A 22,859-nucleotide genomic window follows, 5' to 3' on the forward strand; every position below is an offset into this window, starting at 1 on the left:
ATCAGTGGGCGATGCACACCGACTTCAGCTCGGTGTACGCCTCGATCACCGCGCGGCCGAATTCACGACCCATGCCTGACTGCTTGACCCCACCGAACGGCATCGCCGGGTCGAGCAGCACGTGGGCGTTGACCCACACGGTGCCGGCCTCGATGCGTGGCACCAGGTTCATCGCCTTGCCCAGGTCGTTGGTCCACAGGCTGGCGGCCAGGCCGTAGCGGTTGTCGTTGGCCAGGGCGATCACCGCGTCTTCATCGTCGAACGGCATCACGCCCAGGACCGGACCGAACACCTCTTCGCGGGCGACCGTCATGCCGTGATCGATGTCGGCCAGGATTGTCGGCTGCACGAAGAAGCCCTCGCCTTCCAGCCGCTCCCCCCCCGAAACCACCCGAGCACCTTCCTGGCGGGCCAGTTCGATGTGCTTGAGCACCGCCTGTTGCTGCTTGCGCGACACCAGCGGGTTGATCGCCGCGTCAGCGTTCATGCCGGCGCCAATCGGCATGGCCGAGACGGCGGCGGCGAGGGCTTCGACGAAGCGGTCGTGGATCGAACGGTGCACATAGAAGCGTGACGCTGCGGCGCAAACCTGGCCGTTGTTCAGCAGGCCGCCCAGAATCGCCCCCTGCACGGCTTTTTCGACGTCGGCATCGGCCAGCACGATCATCGGGTTCTTGCCGCCCAGCTCCAGGGAAAAGCGCGTCATGTTGGCCATGCAGGCCACGCCGACACTTTTGCCCACGGCGGTGGAGCCGGTGAAAGACACCTTGCTCACCAACGGATGCGCCGTCAGCACACCACCGACCGACGCACCGCCGCCGGTCACCACGTTGAACACGCCGGCCGGAATGCCCGCTTCCAGCGCCAGCTCAGCCAGGCGCATGGCGGTCAACGGGGTTTCCATCGCCGGCTTGATGATCACCGTGCAACCGGTGGCCAGGGCCGGCATCAGCTTCCATGCGGCGATCAGCAGCGGGAAATTCCATGGCACGATGCCGACCACGACGCCCACCGGCTCACGCTTGGTGAACGCGGTGAACTTCGCGCCCGGCGGCAGCGGGATCGACACATCAAAGGTCTGCCCTTCGATCTTGGTCGCCCAGCCGGACATGTAGCGCATGAACTCCACCGTGGCGTTCAAGTCCAGGGCACGGGCCATGTTGATCGACTTGCCCTGGCTCAGGGTTTCCAGCTGCGCCAGCTCTTCGGCGTGTTCTTCGACCAGGCGCGTGAAGTTCAGCAGGATGCGTTCGCGGTCCGCCGGGCGCAGGCCCGACCACACACCGGACTTGAAGGCCTTGTGCGACGACTGCACGGCCTGCTCGACCAGTTCGAGCGGCGCGTCCAGGGTGTCGCACAGGGTTTGCCCGGTCGCCGGATTGACCACGGCAATGCTCTGCCCTTCGGCGAATACCCATTGGCCATCGATGAAGCAGCCATGACGACGGTCCAGAAACGCAGCAACCTGCGGCAGAATTTCAACGTTGCTCATACATCACCTTTCGTTCAGATGAAGGGGTCAGCCTGAAACGGCTGATCAGTGTTGTTCTTTGAGGAAACAGGTGACCGCCTCGCGATCGTCCTTCGAGGCCAGGCCCATGTAAGGCATGTAGGTCCCCGGCACGAAGGCCTGGGGTTGGGTGATCAGTTGCGCGATGTTCTCGGCCTGCCAGGTGACGTCCTTGGTGCGCATGGCCTGGGAATAGTTGAAGCCTTCCAGCGAACCGGACTTGCGTCCGACCACGCCGGCCAGGTTCGGCCCCATCATCCCCGTCACGCCTTTGCTCACCGAATGGCACACCCCGCACTCATTGGCGAAGACCTGGGCGCCACGGCCCTGTTCGGTGGTGCAGTCGGCAGCCAGCGCTGAATGCGCCAAGGTGAAGGAAATCAGACCGATAAGAGGCAGGCGCAGTGAGGTGACCATAGGAGAACGACCTTGAAAAATCCGCGCTCGTCAGGCGAGCGCCAACACGGAAGCGCCGATGCAGCGGTGCATCGGCAGGGTTGAGAGGGATTGTCGGCGGTCAGTGGCGCGCAGGTTTTGCCCTGCGTGCCAGTCGTATTGTCGAGGCTGCCAAACCGGGCATTTTGGCAAGCACAGCCAACTCTTTGGCAACCACACAAAAGGCCGGAAAAGTTCCGCGACTTAGTATCGAAAAAGACCGCAACCCTGCGCTCAAGAACAAGAACGGATGCCCCACCATGCTCAAGTCCCCCTTGCTTCGTCTTTCTACCCTCGCGCTGATGATCAGTGCTGGCCAGGCCAGCGCGTACGAACTATATGCCGATGACGACAGTCACCTGAACGCTACGCTGGAGGCGGTGTTCGGTGTTTTCCACAGCCAGGAAAACTACGCGCTGTCCGGCCGCCTCGATAAAGGGTCCTCGTCGTGGCGCGAGGGCTACATCAAGTACGGCCTGAGCTTCGACAAGGGCCTGGCCGGCGTGGGCACCGCCTACGGCGCGGCCAACCTGCTCAGCTCCGGCACCTGGGGCGACGGCGATGCCGCAGGGTTCAGCGACGGCTCGGAACGCACCACCCGATTCGAGGACGCCTACCTCGGCTGGCGTTCGAAGGATCTGTTCCCGGTCCTGGGGACCGACGGTATTGACCTGTCCTTCGGCCGCCAGAACATCGTGGTCGGCGACGGTTTCCTGATTGACGGCGATGCCTTGAACATGGGCAAGGGCCTGGCCGATGGCGAGTTCAACCGTGGCGGCGCCTATTGGCTGGCGGCGCGCAAGGCATTCGATGAAACCGCCGTGTTGCGCATCGGTGGCAAGGAAGGCTGGCGTGGCGACCTGATGTGGTTGAAATCCGACAACCGCGCCCAGGCCATGACCGAAATGTACGTCGGCACCCTGGAGCATGTGTCCGACGCGGGCACCGTCGGCCTGACCTACGTCGACACCACCGACGTCGACGAACAGTACGCCTCGCCGATCCAGCTGGAACGCGACGACATGAAAACCTACAGCCTGCGCGCCACCGGCAACGCCGGGGTCAAGGACCTGTTCCTCTCTGGCGAATACGCCAAGCAGAACAAACCGCACTCCGGCAACGAAGACGCCTGGTACCTGGAAGCCGGCTGGACCTTCTCCGACGTCGCCTGGTCGCCGTATGTCAGCTACCGCTACAGCCGCTTCTCGGAAAACTACGACACACTGTTCTACGGTTTCAGCCGTGGCTTCGGCACCTGGTTCCAGGGTGAAGTGGCCGGCAACTACGCGGGGCCGTTCAACAGCAACTCGCGCATCCAGCAAGTCAAGTTCACCGTCGCGCCGCTGGAGAACCTGACCGTGGGCGCGATGTACTTCAACTTCGACACCATCGACCGCAACCTCGGCAACACCGATGGCCACGAAGTCGACCTGTACGCCGAATGGCACGTCAACGAGCACCTGAGTGTCATGCCCCTGATAGGCCTGTTCCAGCCGGACAAGAGCGCCGAACAGGGCGGCACGCAGTTGGGCAACAACGACCGCAACCTCTACAGCCAACTGATTTTCGCCACCACGTTCTAAGTCCCGCGCGAGCCCTGTGGGAGCGAGCCCGCTCGCGCCTGCAGGGCACTCGACTCGCCTCCAGGAAAAAGGCCTTTCCCATGCAGAAAACATTTCTCACGATCCAGAGCAAGATCGCCCTGCTCGCCGGTCTCTGCCTGCTGTTGGTGGTGGGTTTGCTGATGGGCCTGTCGTTGTACCAGACCCACCAGAGCAGCCAGCAAGTGGCCCAGGCCAGCAGTGAAATGCTCGCCGATGCGGCCAGGGAACACATGCAGGCGCTGGGCAAGGTGCAAGCGATGCAGGTGCAACGCACCTTCCTCCAGACCCATGAATTCGGCCAGGGCCTGTCGCGCTACCTGTTGTATCTGCGACAACTGCAGCATCAGGGCACACTGACCCGCCAACAGCTGCGCCAGGCGCTGAACACCCAGCTTCACCAGGCCCTGAACGACAAGCCCGACCTGCTCGGGCTTTACGTCATTTTTGAACCCGACGCCCTGGACGGCGGCGACGCCGCATTCGCTGGCAACGCCGATCTGGGCAGCAACGAAAAAGGCCGTTTCTCGCTGTACTGGGTGCAAAGCAAACCCGGCGAGCTGCAGGCGGTGATCGGCGACGAAGGGTTGCTGGCCAACACCGAGCCCGGCCCGAGCGGCGCGCCGTACAACGCCTTCTACACCTGCGCCCGGGACAGCCGCCAGGCCTGCGTGCTGGAGCCGTATTTCGACGAGGCCTCCGGCAGCCGCAAACTGGTGACCAGCATCGCCTTCCCGCTGCTGGACAACGGCAACGTCATCGCCGTCGTCGGCCTCGACATCAACCTCGCCGCCCTGCAACAGAACAGCGAAGCCAGCGCCCGGCAACTGTTCGATGGCCACGGTCAGATCAGCATCGTCAGCCCCCGCGGGGTGATTTCCGCCGACAGCCAGGACGTCGCCCGCCTCGGCCAGCCGCTGGACAATGCCGATGTCATGGCCAGCCTGAGTCAGGGCCAGCCGAAGGTGTTCGCCGACCGGCAGCAGATCAAGGTCCTCGAACCGCTGGCGCCGATTGCCGGTTCTGCGCCGTGGGGCGTGTTGGTCGGCGTGCCGCAGGACGTCCTGCTGGCCCCCGTCGCCAACCTGCAAAAGGAACTGGATGCACGAGGCATGCAAAGCACGGCCCTGGAGTTGCTGCTGGGCGGCGGCTCGGCCCTGCTGGGCCTGGCGCTGATCTGGTACGCGGCGTATCGCATCACCCGGCCGTTGCAACTGCTGACGCGGGTCATGGAAGACATCTCACGGGGTGAAGGCGACCTGACTCGGCGCCTGTCCGTGCAATCACGGGATGAGATCGGCCAACTGGCCACAGCGTTCAACCGCTTCGTCGAGCGCATCCACCACTCCATCCGCGAAGTGGCCTCGGCGGCGCAGGGGGTCAACGAAGGCGCCAAGCGCGTGGTGCTGGCGTCTAACTCGTCGCTGAGCAATGTCGACGAACAATCGACCCGCACCAACAGCGTCGCCGCCGCCATCAACCAATTGGGCGCCGCCGCCCAGGAAATCGCGCACAACGCCTCCGACGCCTCGCAGCAAGCCTCGGCCGCCCGGGAACAGGCTGAAGATGGGCGTCAGGTGGTGGAACGCACGATCCAGGTGATGAACGAACTGTCGGCGAAAATCAGCGCCTCCTGCACGCACATAGAGGTGCTGAACACCAAGACCGTGAACATCGGGCAGATCCTCGAAGTGATCAAGGGCATCTCCCAGCAGACCAACCTGCTGGCGCTCAACGCCGCGATCGAGGCGGCGCGCGCCGGAGAAGCGGGTCGCGGCTTTGCCGTGGTCGCCGACGAAGTGCGCAGCCTGGCCGGCCGCACGCAGACCTCGGCAACGCAGATCCAGCTGATGATCGAAGCGCTGCAGGTCGGCGCGCGGGAATCGGTCAGCACCATGACCGAGAGCCAGCAGCACAGCGAGGAAAGCGTCACCATCGCCAACCTCGCCGGCACCCGGCTGGGCAGCGTGACTCAACGCATCGGCGAGATCGACAACGTCAACCAATCCGTGGCCGCCGCCACCGAGGAGCAGACCGCAGTGGTCGAGGCGCTGAATGTCGACATCACCGAAATCAACACCCTGAACCGGCAAGGGCTGGAGAACCTGCAATCGACCTTGCGCGCCTGCACCGAGCTGGAACACGAGGCCGGGCGTTTGCAGCAGTTGGTGGGGAGCTTCCGGATCTGAGACGGGGGGTGTCTGACCTGAAGCCCTCGCGACAAGCCCGCTCCCATCAGGGTGGTGATACCTGAACCCCCTGTGGGAGCGAGCCGGCTCGTGGTGCATCAGTCAACATCGATGCCAGTGTTTCAGATGGCGCTGAGGCGCAGATGACCGGTGGGATCGACCTGCGCACTGACCGCCTCGTAACTGGCCATCGTCGCATGCGGCGTTTCAATCGGATGCTCATGGGTCGAGGTGATGATCAGCAAATCGGCCCCGGCCGCTTCTGCGGCCAGGATGCCCACCGTGGCGTCTTCGAAAATCAGGCACTCGCTGACGTCAACCTCCAGGCGCCTGGCCGCCAGGCGATACCCCGCCGGGTCCGGTTTGCCGGCGCTGACATCTTCTGCGGTGACCATCACCGCCGGTTCAGGAATGCCCGCCGCCGCCATTCGTCGCAACGCCAGTGCCCTGGGTGCGGACGTGACGATGGCCCACTGATGGGCCGGCAACGACTTGAGGAAATTGGCCGCGCTGGCCACTTCCACGATGCCTTCGACGTCATCGATTTCTGCCTGGGTAATCCACGCCGCTTCAGCGTCGGCATCGATACCGGGCAGGCCCTGGCGGTTGATGGTGTCAATGGCGCGAGCGCCATGGATGGTCGGCAGGAATGACGCGACATCCACGCCGTGGCGCAAGGCCCAGACGGTCCAGATGCGCTCGGCGGCGGCGATGGAATTGAGGACGGTGCCGTCCATGTCAAACAGAAAGGCGCGATAAGGGGTGTTGAAGACTGACAAGGATGAACTTCCTCTGGCAGGAGCCGGGCGGCGGGTACCCGGCAATGTAGCATTGGCCCGTGTCGAAACTCACCTCTTGACCGGTCCCGACTTCAGCGCCCCTTCGACACAGTCGAGCAATTGCCCCAGCGCCCAGGGTTTCTTGATGAACGACACATCGTGCCTGACCCCGGAGGATTCCGGCGTCTCGTACCCGGACATGATCATGATCGGTTTCTCGGGCCAGCGGTCGCCGAACCGATTGGCCAGGTCGGCGCCATTGAGGGTGCCGGGCATGGTGATGTCCGTCAGCAGCAAGGCGACCTTGTCCGCATGCTGCTCCAGGTAACCGGCGGCATCATCGGCGCTGACCTGCGGTTCGATGGCAAACCCCTCTTCCTGAAGAATTTCGCAGAGAAACTCCAGGATCAACGGATCGTCTTCAACCACGAGAATCAACCCGTCCGGAAGGTGCTCGCCCGCCTTCGATATTGGACACATGACTTTGCCACTCCCTGAATACCTGATGATTTTCGCGGGCTCGAATCCGCTGCTTACAGGTATGAGCAGCGGGCTGCGCGGAAATTCATTTTTGATACAGGTCAGTGTAAAAACGGGTGGGTGGGAGCGCGCCGGCTCCGGGCGGCTCGCTCCCACAGGCGGGATTATTGCGACATGGCGTCTTTCTTCATGGCGTCCTTGGACATGCTGTCTTTCTTCATCGCGTCCTTGGACATGGCGTCTTTTTTCATACCGTCCTTGGACATACTGTCTTTTTTCATCGCGTCCTTGGACATCGCGTCCTTGGACATCGCCTCCTTGCTCATGCTGTCCTTGCTCATGGCGTCCTTGCTCATGGTGTCCGCTGCAAAAACGCTGGCGGCGCCCATTGCCAGGCACATGGACAACGCGACGGTGGTCAATTTTTTCATGATGAAACTCCTTGAAGCTCAGGTTGCGAAGTCACGCAGCGGAGGCTGCGTGGTGAAGGTGCCGGACGTTGTCAGCTGCCGCCGAACCAGTTGTAGCCCTGGTCTTCCCAGTAGCCGCCGCTGTAGGTGTTGCTGACGAAAATCGCCTGGATGTGTTTGGGGTTCTTGTAGCCAAGCTTGGTGGGCATGCGCAGCTTCATCGGGAAGCCGTACTCGCGCGGCAATACCGCGCCGTCATAGGTCAGTGCCAGCAAGGTCTGTGCGTGCAGCGCGGTGGCCATGTCGATGCTGGTGTAGTAATCGTCGGCGCATTTGAAACCGACGTATCTGGCGTCGGTGTCGGCGCCGATCCGCCTCAGGAAATCGCTGAACCGCACCCCGCCCCAGCGACCGATTGCGCTCCAGCCTTCCACGCAAATATGCCGGGTGATCTGTTCCTCCTGCGCCATGGCACGCAGTTCCTCCAGGCGCCAACTGCGCTTGTCGACGACCAGCCCGGTGACCTCCAGGCGAAAGCTCTCCTCCTCGACGGTCGGCGCCTCGTCGATGCCATAGAAGGCGTTGAAGGGAAACGGCCGGGTAATCATCGACGCCGGGTACGTGGGCGCCAGCGCATTGGGGTTGAACAGCCAGCCCTGCACCCGGTCATTGAGCCGCGACATGGACGACAGTGCAGTCTCGACGCTGTCGTTGTCGGTGATGTTGCAGCCGGACAACAGCGCCACGCCGCCCAGGGTCAGGCCCCGCATCAGGAATGAACGACGGGAGCGGTCCTCGATCTGCGGGGCGATGATTTTCCGGGCCTCCTTGAGGATGGACGCTTCGTCCAGCCCTTCGATGCGCTTTTTCATACGGACTCCTTGCGACCGACAATCATGGCCAGCAGTGTTTTGGGCACGAGCGCAACCATCACCAGGTGCACCGCCACAAAGGCCATCAACAGCGCCATCGCAATGAAATGCACCTGCCGCGCGGCCTCGTAGCCGCCGAGCAACGCCCTGAGCAGCGGGAACTGCACCGATTTCCACAGCACCAGGCCGGAGATCACCAGCAACGCGATATCGAACATCACGAACAGGTAGGCCAGCCGCTGCACCTGGTTGTAGCGGCTCAGGTCCGCATGGCCGAGGCGGCCCCGCAACGCGGCCCACAGGTCATGGATGACACCCTGGGGCGACAGCGGGAAGAAGCGCCGTTTGAGCCGGCCACTGAGCAGGTTGATGGCCAGGTAGATGAGGCCATTGATCGCCAGGAACCACATCGCCGCGAAGTGCCATTGCAAGGCGCCGCCGAGCCAGCCGCCCAGGGTGATCGAGGCGGGAAAACTGAAGTCGTAAAGAGGCGAAGCGTTGTAGATCCGCCAGCCGCTGGTGACCATCACCAGCACCGCCAGCGCATTGAGCCAATGGGTCAGCCTCAGCCAGCGAGGGTGGCTGGCCCTGGGTGCAGCAGTTGACTGCGACATGTCCGGCTCCCGTGGTGGTCAGTCGTTGGGGCCGAGTATGGCGGCGGACATATCGCCAAATCCTCACCGAAAGTTAACTTAATTGTGATGATTGCCCCGCTTCCACAGGGGTCATGGGGTGGTCGGTTGTGCGTGTAACTATGGTTAAATGCCGCCCTGCCCAATCACCGTCCCGATCCGATCCGATGAACTCACAAGCGCTGACCACCCTCCACGACCATCTGTTGACCGCCCTGGCAACCGCCCCCGCCGAAACCCGCCGGCTGTTTCACGGTCGCGGTCGCTGCTGGCCGGGGCTGGAGCAGTTGACCGTCGACTGGTTGCAGGGCGTGGTGCTGGTGTCGCTGTTCAAGGAACCCGAGGCGCAGCAACTGGCGGCGTTGAATCAACAGCTGATGGCCCTCACCGGCTCACCCGAGTGGGCGCAATCCGGCGCGCACACCCTGGCGTTGCAGCACCGTTACCTGCTGCAAAGCACCACCGAATGGCTGGTCGGCGACGTGATCGAGGACATGACCATCACCGAGGGCGGCCTGCGTTACCGGGTGGACCTGGGCCGCAAACAGAACACCGGGCTGTTCCTCGACATGCGCTACGGCCGCGACTGGGTGCGCGCCAACGCCCAGGGCAAACGCGTGTTGAACCTGTTCGCCTACACCTGCGGGTTTTCCGTGGCGGCCATCGAAGGGGGCGCCGAGCACGTGGTCAACCTCGACATGTCCAGCCCGGCGCTGAGCCGTGGCCGGGACAATCACCGGCTCAACGGGCATGACCTGGGCAAGGTCACGTTCCTCGGCCACGACCTGTTCAAATCCTGGGGCAAGGTGATTGGCAAGGGCCCGTACGACCTGGTGATCATCGACCCGCCGTCCTTCCAGAAAGGCAGCTTCCTGCTGACCAAGGATTACCAGCGGGTGTTGCGTCGCCTGCCGGAATTGCTGACGGCCGAGGGCACGGTGCTGGCGTGCATGAACGACCCGGCGTTTGGCGCGGACTTCCTGATCGAAGGCGTGATGCGCGAAGCACCGGGGTTGCGTTTCGAGCAGCGGCTGGAGAACCCGCCGGAGTTTCCGGATGCGGATGTGGAGTGTGGGTTGAAGGCGTTGGTGTTTCGGGGCTGAGACCGCGTCACGGCTATCGCGAGCAAGCCCGCTCCCACAGGGGGTGCGTGTACTCGGCTCTTGAGTTCACAAACGTTTCAGTGTGGGAGCGGGCTTGCTCGCGATGGCGTCGGATCATTCAGCCCAATCACCGCGGCTGCAACACCCGCGCAAACAACTCCCCATGCCCGTTCACCTTGAGCTTGTGATAGACATTGCGCCGGTGCACCTTGACCGTTTCCGGCGAGATCCCCAGTTGCTGGGCGATGGCTTTGCTTGAGAAACCCTGCAGGATCAGCCGTGCGGTTTCGATCTCGCGCTGGGTCAGACGAGCGTCGAAGCGCTCGAGCAGCGCCGCGAAATCCCCGGCCGCTTCGTGGGCAGAGCCCTCGGGTGGCAGCAATTGCACTTGCTGGCGCATCGCCGCGAGCACCCAGTCTCGTACGCACAACAAACGCCCCCGCTCTTCCAGATTGAAGCGCGTCGAGCGACCTAGGGACAAGCCGAGCACGGCACCGTCGATATTGACCAGGTACTGCAACTCGTCGCCGCCGACCACGCGGCGGAAGTAGCTCAGGTAGTACTCGCTCTGCTGGAACTGGTCCGGCGCCACCGAATCCAGGCTGTGCAAACCGTCGGTGATACCCGCGCAGGCCGCGAGGTAAAAGGGATCGAGCAGGTACATGCCGGCACGGTAATCGGCCAGTTCTTCATGCTCGTCGCCCTGGGCCTGGGCATCGAAGTCGATCAACAGGCGAGGCACCCTTCCCGGCTGCATCAAAGACACCAAGGCGTTGTCCAGCGGCACCAGCAACCGCAGCGTGTCGACCAGCGCGCGCCAGAAAGTGTCCTGGCCCAACGCGCCGAACACGCGCGCCAGCCCCTGGTGCAGCGGCAACTCCTTGAGCAACGCTTCCACGTTCTACCCCTTTCGAGTAACCCATGATGGGAATGGGTCAGTCCCCGGCCTGCCGATACGCTGCCAGCACCTGTTCATCACCGGCCGCAGCAGGCCAGGAGTGCCGCATCATGAGTCGTCCCCGTCAACAGATCAATCTTGGGCTGAGCGCCTGCCTGTGCGTTTCGCTGTCGGCAGTGGCCGCCACCCCTGCCCCGACGGTGCATGTCTACAACTGGTACGACTACATCGGCCCCACCACCCTGCACGACTTCAAGCGCGACACCGGGATCGAACCGGTCTACGACACCTTCGACAGCGCAGAAGTGCTGGAAGGCAAACTGCTGACCAGTCGCAGCGGTTATGACGTGGTGGTGGCCAGCAACTTCAGCCTGCCGACGCTGATCAAGGCCGGTGCCCTGGCCCCTCTGCCCCACGGGCAGATGCCGGACTACCCGAACATGGACGCCGACTTGCTGGCGAAACTGGCCAACAACGACCCGGGCAACCAGTACGCCGTGCCGTACCTGTGGGGCACCAACGGCATCGGCTACAACATCGATAAAGTCCGCGCTGCCCTGGGCGACAAGGCCCCCGTGGACTCCTGGGACCTGGTGTTCAACGAAGCCAACCTGGCCAAACTCGGCGAGTGCGGCGTGGCAATGCTCGACTCGCCGTCCGAGATGCTGCCGGTCGCCCTGCACTACCTTGGCCTGCCCCCCAACAGCACCCACCCCGACGATTACAAGAAGGCCGAAGCGCTGTTGCTCAAGTTGCGGCCGCACATTGCCTACTTCAACTCGTCGAAATTCATCAGCGACCTGGCCAACGGCAACATCTGCGTGGCGGTGGGCTGGTCCGGCGCGATGCTCGAAGCCAAGACCAACGCCGAGCAGGCCAACAACGGCGTGAAGATCGCCTACAGCCTGCCCAAGGAAGGCGCACCGGTGTGGTTCGACACCCTCGTGTTGCTCAAGGACGCGCCGCACCCGGAGCAAGGCCTGGCCTTCATCGATTACCTGATGCGCCCTGAAGTGATCGCCCCGGTCAGTGATCACCTGTCCTACCCCAACGGCAACCGCAAGGCCACGCTACTGGTGGCCGAAGCGACCCGCAACAACCCGGCGGTCTACCCGTCCGCCGAGGCCCTGGCCAGCCTGTTCACCCTCCAGCCTTTGCCGCCTGCCACCGAGCGGCTGAGAACGCGGATCTGGAGCAAGGTCAAGAATGGGCAATAGGTCTGACGCCCCCCGCGCCCACAGGGATCAGCGCTCGATCCCCTTTTTCTTCCACGTAATTGAGACGAAAACACCATGAAACCACGTGCCCGTGACTTGAACATCCGGTTCGGCCAACTGCAACCCGGCCCGCTCAACGCCATCACCGACGTACCCGGCGTGCGGGTCGGCCACAGCAATGTGCGAGGCCACAGCGCCAGGGGTTGCGACATTCTGACCGGCGTCACCGTGATCGAGCCGCGTCTCGTGTCCAGCAGCCAGCACCCGTGCTTTGCCGGTGTGCATGTGCTCAACGGCAATGGCGACGCGACCGGCCTGGAGTGGATTCGCGAAGCCGGCCTGCTGACCAGCCCGATTGCTTTCACCAATACCCACAGCCTGGGCGTGGTACGTGATGCGTTGATTGCCATCGACCGTGAACAGCAACCCGACGACGGCCGACTGTACTGGAACATGCCGGTGGTGCTGGAGACGTTCGATGGCCTGCTCAACGACATCAACGGCTTTCATGTACAACCCGAGCATGTGGCCGAGGCGGTGCGCGATGCGTCGGCGGGACCGGTCAGCGAGGGTTCGGTGGGGGGCGGCAGCGGCATGATCTGCCATGAATTCAAGGGCGGGATCGGCACCGCGTCGCGCCGCTTGAACAGCGCCCAGGGTGGCTGGACGGTCGGGGCGATCGTCCAGGCCAACCATGGCGTGCGCAACGAGCTGCGAGTCGACGGTTACCCGGTCGGACGTTACCTGGAGCACGCCGACTCACCGTTTCTCAAGGCTGCGCTGCCCCATCCGGGCATGGGCTCGATCGTCGTCTGCCTGGCCACCGACGCGCCGCTGCTGCCGCATCAATGCACGCGCCTGGCCCAACGCGCCAGCCTCGGTCTTGCGCGCACCGGCGGCGGGAATGAAGACCACAGCGGCGACATATTCATCGCGTTCGCCACCGGCAATCAGGTGCCACCGGCGGCTTATCAAACCAAACGGTCACCCACCTGCGACAACCTGAGCATGGTCAACAACGACCACATCAGCGAGTTGTTCCTGGCGGCGACCGAAGCGGTGGAAGAAGCGATCATCAATGCGCTGCTGGCCGCCGACAGCGCCGAAGGCAATGGCTTTGCGGTGCCGGGGCTGGATGAGGAAACGTTGCTGGAGGCGTTGCGTCAGGCGGGTTGGCGGGCCTGACCGAAGCGCCCGATCCCAGTAGGAGCAAGCTTGCCCCTACTGGGAATGTAGGTGTGTATTCAACTTAGCCGGCTGCGCACATACTCATTGGCCTTGAACGTCAACTGGTCCAAATGCCGATCCCGTTGTTTTTCGGCGTCGAGCATGGCGCGCTTGCCGTGGCGTTGCAGCAGGTAGGTGTGGATCTGCCGCACCTCCAGCGAGCTGTAGATCGGCGCCACTTCCACCCGTCCCGTCAGGCCCTCGGAGCTGTGATCGCGGGTGTTCATCAACACCTGCGTGCCGCGCGCGCCCAACACCTGGAAGCCCATCGAATCGAACCACGGCACCTTGGCCACGGCACAGGTCAGCTCGGCATGCGGGTAACGGCCGACCATTTCCCGCAGCATCCGACGCGCAACGCCTTGGCGCCGATGGCTGGCCTGCACCGCCATGTAGGCCACGCCGCAGGCATCCGGATCGTCCTTGCTCGGCAGGTACAGCAGGAAACCGGTCACCGTTTGCGGATCGTCCACGTCCGTGGCGACAAGCAATTCCACGGCGATGCCCTTCTCCCCGTTCAGCGCCTCCAGATAGAGGTGCACCTCGTAGCCGATTGCGTACTGGTACACGTTGTACAACAGGTTGCTCGGCGGGATGGCGACCATGCTGATGTCGGTCAGGTTGTCGACCACCAGCTGCAGGATTTGGCTGGCGACGGGTTCGGGGCATGGGGTTTTGTAGTGGGTGATCTGGAACATCGAGGGCTTTGACTCTGGGGCGGACGTCTGGGGTGCCTATCATAACGTGCCGCGGTCGATCAGGCGCCGGCGATGTCGGATGCAAAGACCATCGCCGGCGAACCGGCGATGGCGGTGTCAGCCGTGCATCACCACTGATAGGTCGCACTCGCCTGCACGGTCCGCTGCGAGCCATACCAGCACCACGAGTACGAATAGCAGGTCGACACGTACTCTTTGTTGGCCAGGTTGGTCGCATTCACGGCCAGGCGCAGGTTGTCCTTCAGGCTGTTGATGTTCGGGATGTCGTAGTGCACCGACGCATCTACCAGCGTGTAGCCCGGCACCTTCAGGGTGTTGGCCGCATCGCCCCAGGACGAGCCGACATAACGTGCCCCGCCGCCGACACCAAAGCCCTTGGCGACGCCGTCGTGGAAGGTGTAATCCGCCCAGACAGACGCCGTGTGGCGCGGGATGCCGTAGGTGGTGGTGCCTTTGGTCGAGACCGCCGGGCCCACGGCGACGTCGGCGATCGGCGCGTAGTTGACGGTGCTGTTGGACTTGGTGATGCGGTTGTCCAGGTAGGCATAGGCCGCCGTGATATCGAGGTTGTCGTTGAGGCTGGCCTTGCCTTCGAGTTCAAAACCACGGGAGCGCACTTCGCCGCTCTGTTCCTGGCAACGACCGGTGCCACACAGGTGCGTCGGGTCCGGATCGAGGGTCGGTACGTTGGTCTGCGTCAGGTCGTAGATCGACGCGGTGATGAAGCTGTTGCTGCCCGGTGGCTGGTACTTGATCCCCACTTCGTACTGCTTGCCCTCGGTCGGCTTGAACACCGAACCGCCGTAACCGGTGCCCGACTGCGGCTCGAACGATTCGGCGTAGCTGACGTACGGCGCCAGGCCGTTGTCGAACAGGTAGACCAGGCCCACGCGACCGGTGAACGCCTCGCTGTCCAGCGAGGTCTTGGTCTTGACGTTGTTGCGCAGGTTCAGCGAACTGTTGTGGTTGGTCGCCCAGTCATAACGACCGCCCAGCAGCAGGACCCACTGGTCCCATTTCAGTTGGTCCTGGAAGTACACACCTTTCTGCTGGTTGCGCTGGGTGGCATCGCTGGTGAACGCCGGGGTGGTCACCGGCAGGCCGTAGACCGGTTCGAAAATATCGTGATTGGGCCCCGTACCAAAGCCCGACTTGGTGTCGGTGCTGGTGTTCTGGTAATCGCCGCCGAACAGCACGGTGTGCTGCACCGGCCCGGTCTCGAATTTGGCCTGGGCCTGGTTGTCCACGGTGTAGGAATCCAGGTCCACGTCGGTGGCAATGGTCGAGCGTCGGGTGGTGTGGTAGTCGGCCTGCAAGTTGGTGTGGTAGAGGCTGCGGTACACGCCTTCGCTGCGCAGATAACGGGCGTTCTGACGCAGGGTCCAAACGTCGTTCAGATGATGCTCGAACAGGTAACCGACCGAGAAATACTGGCGGTCGCTTTTCTCGAAATCCTTTTCGCCGTCGTAGTAATCGACGTCGATGTCGCGCCCCAGCGGGCTGTCCAGCACCGAGCCGTAAGCGGGCATCGAGCCATAGGACGCCGCTTTCGGGTCTTTCTGGAAATGCCCGAGCAACGTCAGCGACGTGTCTTCGCTGGGGCGCCAGGTGAAGGCCGACGAAATTGCCTGACGCCGGGTTTCCGTGTGCTCCAGTTGACCGTCGGCATCGTCGTACAGACCGGCCACGCGATAGGAGTAGACCCCTTGATCGTCAATCGGGCCACTCAGGTCGAAGGTCGTGCGTTTCTTGTTGAAGGTGCCGTATTCGACGCCGATTTCATGGAACGGCGTGTCCAGTGGCCGCTTGCTGACCATGTTCACCACGCCACTCGGGCTGGCCTGGCCGTACAGCACCGACGACGGGCCGCGCAGGACATCCACGCGTTCGAGGTCGAACGAATCCTTTTGCGGCGAAGCGTCGCGGCTGCCGGGCATGCGCAGGCCGTCCAGGTACACCGCCGGGGAGAAACCACGGATGGTCATCTGGTCCAGGCGCGACGCGGTCGAGCCACGGCTCTCGGTCACCACGGCGGCGGTGTAGCGCAGGATCTGGTTGAGGCTCTCGGCGCCCTGGGCGCGCATCTGGTCCTTGGTGACCACGGAGATCGACTGCGGCGTTTCGATGAGCGCCGCATCGGTCTTGGTCGCCGACAGCGAGCGTGTCGCCACATACCCCTTGACCGGGCCGGTCGGGCTTTCGCTGGCGTAGGCGCCGTTGATGTTGGTGGCCTGCAACTCCAGGGAACCTTCCACCGGCTCCGGCGCAGGTTCGATGCGGTAACGCGTGGCCGACAACGCGATGGCGTTCAGGCCACTGCCCTGCAGCAATCGGGCAAGGGCTTCGCCCGTGCTGAAGGACCCGTTCAAACCGTTGCTGCTTTTGCCGCGCGTCAAGGCCGGGTCGAAGGCCAGCACCAGACCCGCCTGCTCGGCCAGGCTGTTCAGCGCCTGACTCAGGTCACCGGCAGCAATCGAAAAACTGCGCACCGCGCTGCTGGGTGCTTCGGAGACCGACGTTTCAGCCGCAACCAGCGGCGCCGCGACAAAAGCCATCGCCACTGAAAGTGCCAGTGGGTGCAAGGGACGAACAAAGCGTGACATGAGAAATCCTGCGAAATGGAAGGCGTTACTAACCATGACGGCCATGTCAAAAAAAGGGACAAGGAATGCGAGCGATTTGCATTAGTTTTTTTAAAGGCCCTGGATTTGTGGCCTGTGGGGAGATGGAATCTGCCTGTCCTGCAGGAGCGGGCTTGCCCGCGATGAGGCCTTCACATCCACACCGCCTTCGCGAGCAGGCTCGCTCCCACAGTGGTTTTGTGGTGGTTCACAAAGCGGGTGCCCACATGAATACCTGTGGAACGAGCCTGCTCGCGATGAGGCCTTCACACCCAACATCGAGGGTGACTGACACCTTGATCGCGGGCAGTGTCCACAGGGATCAGCGCGGCTTGACGACCACCAGCAGATCGGTGAAGTGCTCGACGTTGATAGGCAGGTTGTCCGCCAGGGTGGCCAGGGCGGCGTCGGTGTCGTCCAGGCGGAACACGCCGGACACCCGCAGGCCTTGCAGCGCCTGTTCGTCGAAACGCACCAGGCCGTGTCGGTAGCTGGCCAGGGCCTGGAGCACTTCGCTCAAGGGGCGGTCGTCGACCTTGAGCAGGCCTCGGGTCCAGGCGTCCGGGTGGGTGTTGCCGAAGGGTCTCGGCGGTTGCACCCGGCCTTCCCGGAGGATGGTTTGCTCGCCTGCCGCGACGTTCACCGCCTGCCCCGCATTGGGTTGGGCAGCGACCACCGACTCCAGCACGCTGACCACGGTCGAGCCATCGGCCTCGCGCTTGACCAGGTAGCGCGTCCCCAAGGCGGTCGCGGTGCCCTGGTCGGTGCGCACCACAAACGGTCGCCGGGCGTCCTTGGCCACCTCGACCCACAACTCCCCGGCCAGCAGTTCGATGACGCGCTGCTGTCCGTCGAACTTCACGTCGAGCGCCGAATGGCTGTTGAGCTGCAGATGACTGCCGTCGGACAGCACCAGCTCGCGCCGCTCACCGACGCCAGTGCGCTGATCAGCCATCCAGATCGGCAGGTTATCCAGCCCGATCCAGCCACAGACCAACACCCCCACCAGTGCGAGGGCCTGGGCACTGCGCCCCGCCATCGTCGGCCGCGGCCGGGCAAAGGCTTGCTTGAGGGCCACGCGCGCCGGTGCGGCGGGAAGCTCCTGCAGATCCCCCAACAACCCACGCATGCGCTCCACCGCCACCGCGTGGCGCGGGTCGGCTTCGCACCAGCGCTCGAAAGCCTCGCGGTCGGCCGGCGTCGACAGCTCATCGTGCAACAGGGTCAACCAATGGGCGGCTGCGTTGATCATGCGATCGGAAGGTTGATCGAAAGCGTTCACGGTTGGTCCGCGCCGTACAGGGTGTTGTAGCAGTGCACCAGCGCACTCGCGACATAGTTCTTGACGGTGCTGGCCGAGACGTTCAGTTCGAGGGCAATCTCGCTGTAGGTCAGGCCATCGAGCCGGCTGAGCAGGAAAGCCTCCCGGGGTTTGCTCGGCAGACCGGCGAGCATCACGGCGATTTTCTCCAACGCTTCCAGCGCGACATGGACCGCTTCGGGGTCCGGCATGCCGGCGTCCTGCGCCTGGATGGCCAGCGCTTCCAGGTAGGCGTGCTCGATGCGTCGACGGCGGGCGCCATCGATCAACAGGCGCCCCGCCGTCGTCGCCAGAAACGCCCGAGGCTCCTTGATGGTGTGAGGTTCAGTCAGGCTGAGCACGCGAATGAACGCGTCATGGGCCAGATCGGCCGCCCGCTGTGAGCAGCCAAGTTTTTTCCGTAGCCAACTGTGCAACCAGGAATGGTGAGCGCTGTAGAGGTCGGTGAAAGTGCGCTGACGCAGAGCCACATCATCATCAGCCACGGAAACATCGTGCATACGAAAAAATTTCTCAAATAAGAAAGATTACCAGTCGCGTGAACGATGACAGCAAAATCATGGCAGGGCAAGCGCCCAGATCAATGACACGAACACTATTGTTGCGGCGCCACCATGCGAAAACGGATATGGATATCGTCGGACACCACGGTGTCCGCGAACTCGCCCTCACCGATTCTGAAATCGCTGCGCTTGAGCGTCAGCTGACCATCGAAGATGCCAATGGCCCTGTCGGCCTTGAGCAGCACCGGCACCTCCACCACTTGAGTGATGCCCCGCAGCGTGAGCGTGCCGGTGAACAGATAACGGTGGTCACCCAGCGCTTTCACTGCGGTGGAGGCAAACGTCGCCACCGGTGAGTTGAGCGTGTCGAACCAGGCCGGTTTTTTCAGTTCTTCGTTGGCGTCACGGCTGCCGGCATCGATGCTGTCGAGCTCGATGGTCAGCCCCGCGCGGGCTACCGAGGGGTTGAGGGTGTCGAAATCCAGCGTGCCCTGGAAACGGCTGAACGTCCCGTAGACCCGCGACGTGAACTGGTTGTACGTGAAGGACAGCGTGCTGGCGGCGGCATTGACCTGCTTGTATTCCACGGCGTAGGCGCCGGAGAGCACGCCGAAGGTCAGCACGGTCACCCAGGCGATAGAGTGGGAAAATCGGGCCTTCATGGGATTTCTCCGGCCTTGCGCAGTGTGCCTGCGCCGGCATGGGTCAATCCGTCGAGCGCATTGACTTGATCAGGTTGTTGCGCAGTTTCACCACCGACTGCTGCAACTGCGTGAACTCCTGCGTCGTCAGCCCGGTCGCCTCGGACAGGCCGCTTTCCGGCTGGTTTTCCCCCAGCGCGCGGCCTTGTCTGGTCAGTTTGATCCGCACTTGCCGCTCGTCCTCGGGGTCGCGCTGGCGTTGCAGATAACCCATCGCTTCGAGTTTCTTCAGGATCGGCGTGAGGGTGTTGGACTCCAGAAACAGCTTTTCGCCGAGGCTGCCGACGGTCTGATCGTCAGTCTCCCAGAGCGCGACAAGGGTGATGTATTGCGTGTAGGTCAGCCCCAGCTGCTCGAGCAAGGGCTTGTAAGCCTTGCCGAACGCCAGGTTGGTGGAATAGACCGCAAAACACAGGAATTCGGAGAGTTTCAGGTCGTCCGGGTCTACCTTGGCGGTGGCGTTCATGTGCGTCCTCGATGACGGATATTCGCGTTGGCTCGACTATACGTCGTACGCGACAGTGTCGGAAGTGCGCTAACGACTCGGCCGGTTCGACTTGGGGGATCGAACCGGCGCGGGCTTCGCATTTAAAATCACATACGCTTTTATCGCATACGATATTAATCCGCCAAAAAAAATCAGGCGGTCAGGACATTCAGCTCCACATCAATATTGCCGCGGGTGGCTTTCGAGTACGGGCAGATCTGGTCGGCGGTGTGCGCCAGCCGGGTGGCGACCTCATGAGACAGGCCCGGTACGCGCAGGGTCAAGCGTGCCTGGAGGAAGTACTCCTTGCCGCCCTGCCCCAGATCGACTTCGATGTCGACCGACAGGTCCCCCGGCAACACCACGTTCAAGTCATTGGCCACCAGACCGACGGCGGCGGTGTAGCACGCCGACCATGCACCGGCGAACAACTGCTCGGCAGTCGGGTGCGGCTGGGCGGCGGCAAACACATGAGCCGGCTTGGCACTGCCCGGTGTCGACAGGTTGATGTCGAGGGTGCCGTTGTGGCCGCGAGACGTGATGCCGGCGGCGCTGGCGGTGGTGTGGGTCTTGCCGGTGGCCAGGACTTTTTCGATCTTGCTCATGGGGTGAATCCTCTGTGTACAGTCATTTAGATTTGTCATCGTATTCGATTTGATCGCATGCGATGTATTAATATTCACTGACACACACATGAATGTCAACAGGCTTTAAACCAGCCTTTCGACGAACGGCGTCCAGCAATGGCTGGCATCGCTCATTGCCGAGAATGCCGTCAGAAGTAATGGTCCAGTTTCAACCGATCCAGAATCGCTTTGTCCGAGCTCTATACGGCGACACCGCGAACGATGAGGCTGATGAGCAAGGTCGCAAAAAACGCCCACAGGTAGATCAGGATCACCGTGGTCAGGGCCTTTCACGCTTAAGTGTCATTTCACAAATTTCGGACGACGTTATCTCATGAACGTGGCCGAGTTTCGATACTTCGCAACGCCAAGTGCCCGCCTACACCAACCGCTCGATCTTCTGATGCTGCCACACCAATTTGTAATACAGCGTCTGCAACAGCAGCATCCCCAGGTACGCCACCGGAAATGCCATCCACACCCCCTGCAACCCGAAGTGCCCGTCCAGCACGTACGCCACCGGCAACTGCACCCCGAGCACGCAGACGATGGAAATCGCCATCGGCACCAGCACCGAACCGCTGGCGCGCATGATGCCGCCGATGATGGCCTGGAAGCCGAACACCAGCAGGCTCCAGAGCATGATGTGCAGCAAGTGCTCGGCCATCGTGCGGGTGGCGTCTTCGGTGAGAAACAACCCCAGCAGCCAGTGCGACAACACATACCCCAGCAGCACCAGGCCACCGGTCAGGCACACGTTGATCCACAGCCCCGTGCGCAGAATCGGCCCCATCCGCTCGACCTGCGCCGCGCCAATCGCCTGCGCGCCGAGGATCGAGGCGGTGATCGCAATCGACAACGCCGGGAACTGCACGTAATTGACGATCTGCGTCACGGCGCCATAGGCCGCCGTCGCCTGCGAACCGTGCTGGTTCACCAGCGCCAGAATCACCAGCTCCGACAACGACAACACCACCATCTGCAACCCCGTGGGCAAACCGATGCGCAACACCTTGCCGAGGATCACCCGGTCCAGGCGCATCGCGGCGAACATCTCGCGGTCCGGCGCCAACGGATGCCCGCGCCGAATCAACCGCCACGCCAACCAGCCCATCGCCGCCAGGTTGCCCACCAGCCCCGCGTACGCCGCGCTCTGGATCCCCATCATCGGCAACCCGAACCAGCCGCGAATCAAGGCCGGCGTCAGCGCCAGACCGATCAACGTCGACACCAGCAACGCCATCAACGGCGACAGCGTATCGCTCACCCCGCGCAGCAACTGGGTGAACAGCACGTAGACCAGCAGCGACGGCATGATCCACAACATCACATGGGCATACGCCACCGCGTCATCCAGCACATCCGCGGGCGTGCCCAACCCCTGCAAGGCCGTCCGCGCGAACAACGTGCCCAGCACCGCCGCGACCAGACCGATGATGGCCCCCAGCAGCAACGTGGCAGCGGCAATGGCCTTCACCAGATGGGTTTCACGAGCGCCCCACGCCTGCCCGATCAACACCCCCGCCCCCGCGCCGAGGCCAATCACCAAGGCGATGAAAAAGAACACGATGGGAAACATCCCCGACACCGCCGCCAGCGCCTGGGTGCCGAGCATCTGGCCGATGTAGATGCTGTTGACCGTGCCCGTCATGGATTGCAGGAAATTGGACAGGACCATGGGGCCGAGGAAAAACAGATAGGTTTTCCAGAGGGGACGTTGGGTGGTGGCGGTGTGCATGGGGTGCGAGTCCGGCTCGATGGCGAGGGTGGGATTCTAGAGGATAGCGTCAGCGGCGATGAACAATTTGAAAGGCAGGATTCTAGGCGAGTTTGAGGGTTGTCAGCCGGGTGATGCGAAAGTCCTAGGACGTTATAAAGGGTCCTACAAAAATCTAGGAATCCGTCACCTACCCTGCTGTTCCGATGAAGCTTAAAGTCGGTTCCGTCGCCCTGAATGGCGATTCGGGTTTGGCGACCCAATGGATCGGATGCACAAGCATCGGAGATTTACTCATGGAAAGATACATGCCCCTCACCGGAATCGACCTGATCCCGGCCTCTCTGCTGATTGATACCCAAGCGCCCCTCGACGTTCTGCAAGCTGCCGCTGATTACCGCATTCGCACCGTCACGCAAGTCCTGGAAAACATCGCCTTTCGCGCCGAGCTGGGTTGCGACACGGTGGTGTTGAAGGACTTTTGTCAGTTGCTGGCCATTCCGTTGCGGGATGGGTGTGATTTGCTGGATGTGGTTGGGCGGCGGTTGCGGGCGCAGGCTGAGGGGTGAGGGAGAACGGGCGCTGAGGCGCCCTTTTTTTATTGCTCTGGACGAGGTCTCCTTTCGGCCAGTAGCGGACGTTCACAAGCGACCGCTACCGGCCAAAAGCAGACGTTCAACCGGCCGCGCTTCATCAAAATGAGAACATCACCTGCTTTCTCACCCTCAAACAGTTACCGAAACTTTGGACGTTCAGTGGCGGAAACGCTGCCAGAAATAACTTCTTCGACTACCCTACTCTCCTTGGTAAC

General features: G+C 62.7%; 21 protein-coding genes and 2 pseudogenes. 7 read left to right on the plus strand and 16 right to left on the minus strand.

The genetic code is table 11. The features are described 5' to 3' along the window. Position 1 precedes the first annotated feature (1 nt). Complete coding sequence (locus tag ACM6IM_RS15570; RefSeq protein WP_192303927.1) at positions 2-1,492, minus strand: aldehyde dehydrogenase family protein; 1,491 nt, start codon at positions 1,490-1,492, stop codon at positions 2-4. Positions 1,493-1,537: 45 nt separating this feature from the next. Beyond that, positions 1,538-1,927: a c-type cytochrome gene (locus tag ACM6IM_RS15575; RefSeq protein ID WP_414865620.1), complete on the minus strand. Its 390-nt coding sequence runs from the start codon at positions 1,925-1,927 to the stop codon at positions 1,538-1,540. 278 nt (positions 1,928-2,205) lie between these two features. On the opposite strand from ACM6IM_RS15575, the gene ACM6IM_RS15580 reads away from it, so the two are divergent. The 3 genes and pseudogenes from ACM6IM_RS15580 to ACM6IM_RS15590 form a co-directional block, all read left to right on the plus strand. Beyond that, positions 2,206-3,528: a hypothetical protein gene (locus tag ACM6IM_RS15580; RefSeq protein ID WP_414865621.1), complete on the plus strand. Its 1,323-nt coding sequence runs from the start codon at positions 2,206-2,208 to the stop codon at positions 3,526-3,528. Positions 3,529-3,806: 278 nt separating this feature from the next. Continuing rightward, positions 3,807-4,877 (plus strand): annotated as a pseudogene (locus ACM6IM_RS15585) (HAMP domain-containing protein); the annotation flags it as partial. Between the two features lie 261 nt (positions 4,878-5,138). Continuing rightward, a pseudogene (locus ACM6IM_RS15590) lies at positions 5,139-5,735 on the plus strand (methyl-accepting chemotaxis protein); the annotation flags it as partial. Between the two features lie 122 nt (positions 5,736-5,857). Here the strand turns inward: ACM6IM_RS15590 and ACM6IM_RS15595 are convergent. The 5 genes from ACM6IM_RS15595 to ACM6IM_RS15615 form a co-directional block, all read right to left on the minus strand. After that, positions 5,858-6,514, minus strand: coding sequence for an HAD-IA family hydrolase (locus ACM6IM_RS15595; protein ID WP_412547992.1), 657 nt, complete (start codon positions 6,512-6,514; stop codon positions 5,858-5,860). 69 nt (positions 6,515-6,583) lie between these two features. Further along, positions 6,584-6,994: a response regulator gene (locus ACM6IM_RS15600; RefSeq protein WP_201190517.1), complete on the minus strand. Its 411-nt coding sequence runs from the start codon at positions 6,992-6,994 to the stop codon at positions 6,584-6,586. Between the two features lie 164 nt (positions 6,995-7,158). Continuing rightward, the gene (locus tag ACM6IM_RS15605; RefSeq protein ID WP_414865622.1) at positions 7,159-7,425 is read right to left on the minus strand and encodes a pentapeptide MXKDX repeat protein; all 267 of its coding nucleotides are present in this window, start codon (positions 7,423-7,425) and stop codon (positions 7,159-7,161) included. 71 nt (positions 7,426-7,496) lie between these two features. Continuing rightward, a complete protein-coding gene (locus ACM6IM_RS15610; protein ID WP_414865623.1) occupies positions 7,497-8,276 on the minus strand; it encodes a molybdopterin-dependent oxidoreductase in 780 nt (259 codons plus the stop codon). Further along, positions 8,273-8,890, minus strand: coding sequence for a cytochrome b/b6 domain-containing protein (locus ACM6IM_RS15615; protein ID WP_414865624.1), 618 nt, complete (start codon positions 8,888-8,890; stop codon positions 8,273-8,275). The genes ACM6IM_RS15610 and ACM6IM_RS15615 overlap by 4 nt, the downstream gene beginning before the upstream one ends. A 185-nt stretch (positions 8,891-9,075) precedes the next feature. Between ACM6IM_RS15615 and ACM6IM_RS15620 the strand changes: the two genes are divergently transcribed. Continuing rightward, entirely contained in the window at positions 9,076-10,011 is a 936-nt protein-coding gene (locus ACM6IM_RS15620) for a class I SAM-dependent methyltransferase (protein WP_414865625.1), read from the plus strand. A gap of 127 nt (positions 10,012-10,138) precedes the next feature. On the opposite strand, the gene ACM6IM_RS15625 is transcribed toward ACM6IM_RS15620, so the two are convergent. After that, positions 10,139-10,909, minus strand: a complete 771-nt coding sequence (locus ACM6IM_RS15625) for a helix-turn-helix transcriptional regulator (RefSeq protein WP_414865626.1) — start codon at positions 10,907-10,909, stop codon at positions 10,139-10,141. A gap of 110 nt (positions 10,910-11,019) precedes the next feature. Here ACM6IM_RS15625 and ACM6IM_RS15630 point away from each other — a divergent pair, with 110 nt between their 5' ends. Both ACM6IM_RS15630 and ACM6IM_RS15635 read left to right on the plus strand, forming a co-directional pair. Continuing rightward, positions 11,020-12,126 (plus strand): polyamine ABC transporter substrate-binding protein, encoded by a 1,107-nt coding sequence (locus ACM6IM_RS15630; protein WP_414865627.1) that lies wholly within the window; start codon positions 11,020-11,022, stop codon positions 12,124-12,126. Between the two features lie 75 nt (positions 12,127-12,201). After that, positions 12,202-13,311, plus strand: coding sequence for a P1 family peptidase (locus tag ACM6IM_RS15635; protein WP_414865628.1), 1,110 nt, complete (start codon positions 12,202-12,204; stop codon positions 13,309-13,311). Positions 13,312-13,370: 59 nt separating this feature from the next. Here ACM6IM_RS15635 and ACM6IM_RS15640 read toward each other — a convergent pair whose 3' ends face one another. From ACM6IM_RS15640 to ACM6IM_RS15675, 8 genes are all read right to left on the minus strand, one after another. After that, positions 13,371-14,051, minus strand: a complete 681-nt coding sequence (locus tag ACM6IM_RS15640) for a GNAT family N-acetyltransferase (RefSeq protein WP_414865629.1) — start codon at positions 14,049-14,051, stop codon at positions 13,371-13,373. Between the two features lie 128 nt (positions 14,052-14,179). Next, positions 14,180-16,675, minus strand: coding sequence for a TonB-dependent siderophore receptor (locus tag ACM6IM_RS15645; RefSeq protein WP_414865630.1), 2,496 nt, complete (start codon positions 16,673-16,675; stop codon positions 14,180-14,182). 340 nt (positions 16,676-17,015) lie between these two features. Continuing rightward, a complete protein-coding gene (locus ACM6IM_RS15650) occupies positions 17,016-17,945 on the minus strand; it encodes a FecR family protein (RefSeq protein ID WP_414865915.1) in 930 nt (309 codons plus the stop codon). Positions 17,946-17,971: 26 nt separating this feature from the next. Then, positions 17,972-18,514 carry a sigma-70 family RNA polymerase sigma factor gene (locus tag ACM6IM_RS15655; RefSeq protein WP_414865631.1) on the minus strand — a complete coding sequence of 181 codons (543 nt, stop codon included), beginning with the start codon at positions 18,512-18,514 and terminating at the stop codon, positions 17,972-17,974. A gap of 95 nt (positions 18,515-18,609) precedes the next feature. Then, positions 18,610-19,179, minus strand: a complete 570-nt coding sequence (locus tag ACM6IM_RS15660; protein ID WP_414865632.1) for a YceI family protein — start codon at positions 19,177-19,179, stop codon at positions 18,610-18,612. A 43-nt stretch (positions 19,180-19,222) separates the two neighbouring features. Then, positions 19,223-19,684 carry a MarR family winged helix-turn-helix transcriptional regulator gene (locus ACM6IM_RS15665; RefSeq protein WP_414865633.1) on the minus strand — a complete coding sequence of 154 codons (462 nt, stop codon included), beginning with the start codon at positions 19,682-19,684 and terminating at the stop codon, positions 19,223-19,225. A 173-nt stretch (positions 19,685-19,857) separates the two neighbouring features. Next, the gene (locus ACM6IM_RS15670) at positions 19,858-20,310 is read right to left on the minus strand and encodes an Ohr family peroxiredoxin (protein WP_192303961.1); all 453 of its coding nucleotides are present in this window, start codon (positions 20,308-20,310) and stop codon (positions 19,858-19,860) included. A gap of 400 nt (positions 20,311-20,710) precedes the next feature. Continuing rightward, positions 20,711-22,069 carry an MATE family efflux transporter gene (locus ACM6IM_RS15675; protein WP_201190532.1) on the minus strand — a complete coding sequence of 453 codons (1,359 nt, stop codon included), beginning with the start codon at positions 22,067-22,069 and terminating at the stop codon, positions 20,711-20,713. 275 nt (positions 22,070-22,344) lie between these two features. Between ACM6IM_RS15675 and ACM6IM_RS15680 the strand changes: the two genes are divergently transcribed. After that, on the plus strand, positions 22,345-22,617 hold the full coding sequence (locus ACM6IM_RS15680; RefSeq protein WP_201190533.1) for a hypothetical protein: 273 nt from the start codon (positions 22,345-22,347) through the stop codon (positions 22,615-22,617). Positions 22,618-22,859: the final 242 nt, after the last annotated feature.

This window comes from Pseudomonas sp. IT-P12 (assembly GCF_949767465.1).
Lineage (GTDB): Bacteria > Pseudomonadota > Gammaproteobacteria > Pseudomonadales > Pseudomonadaceae > Aquipseudomonas.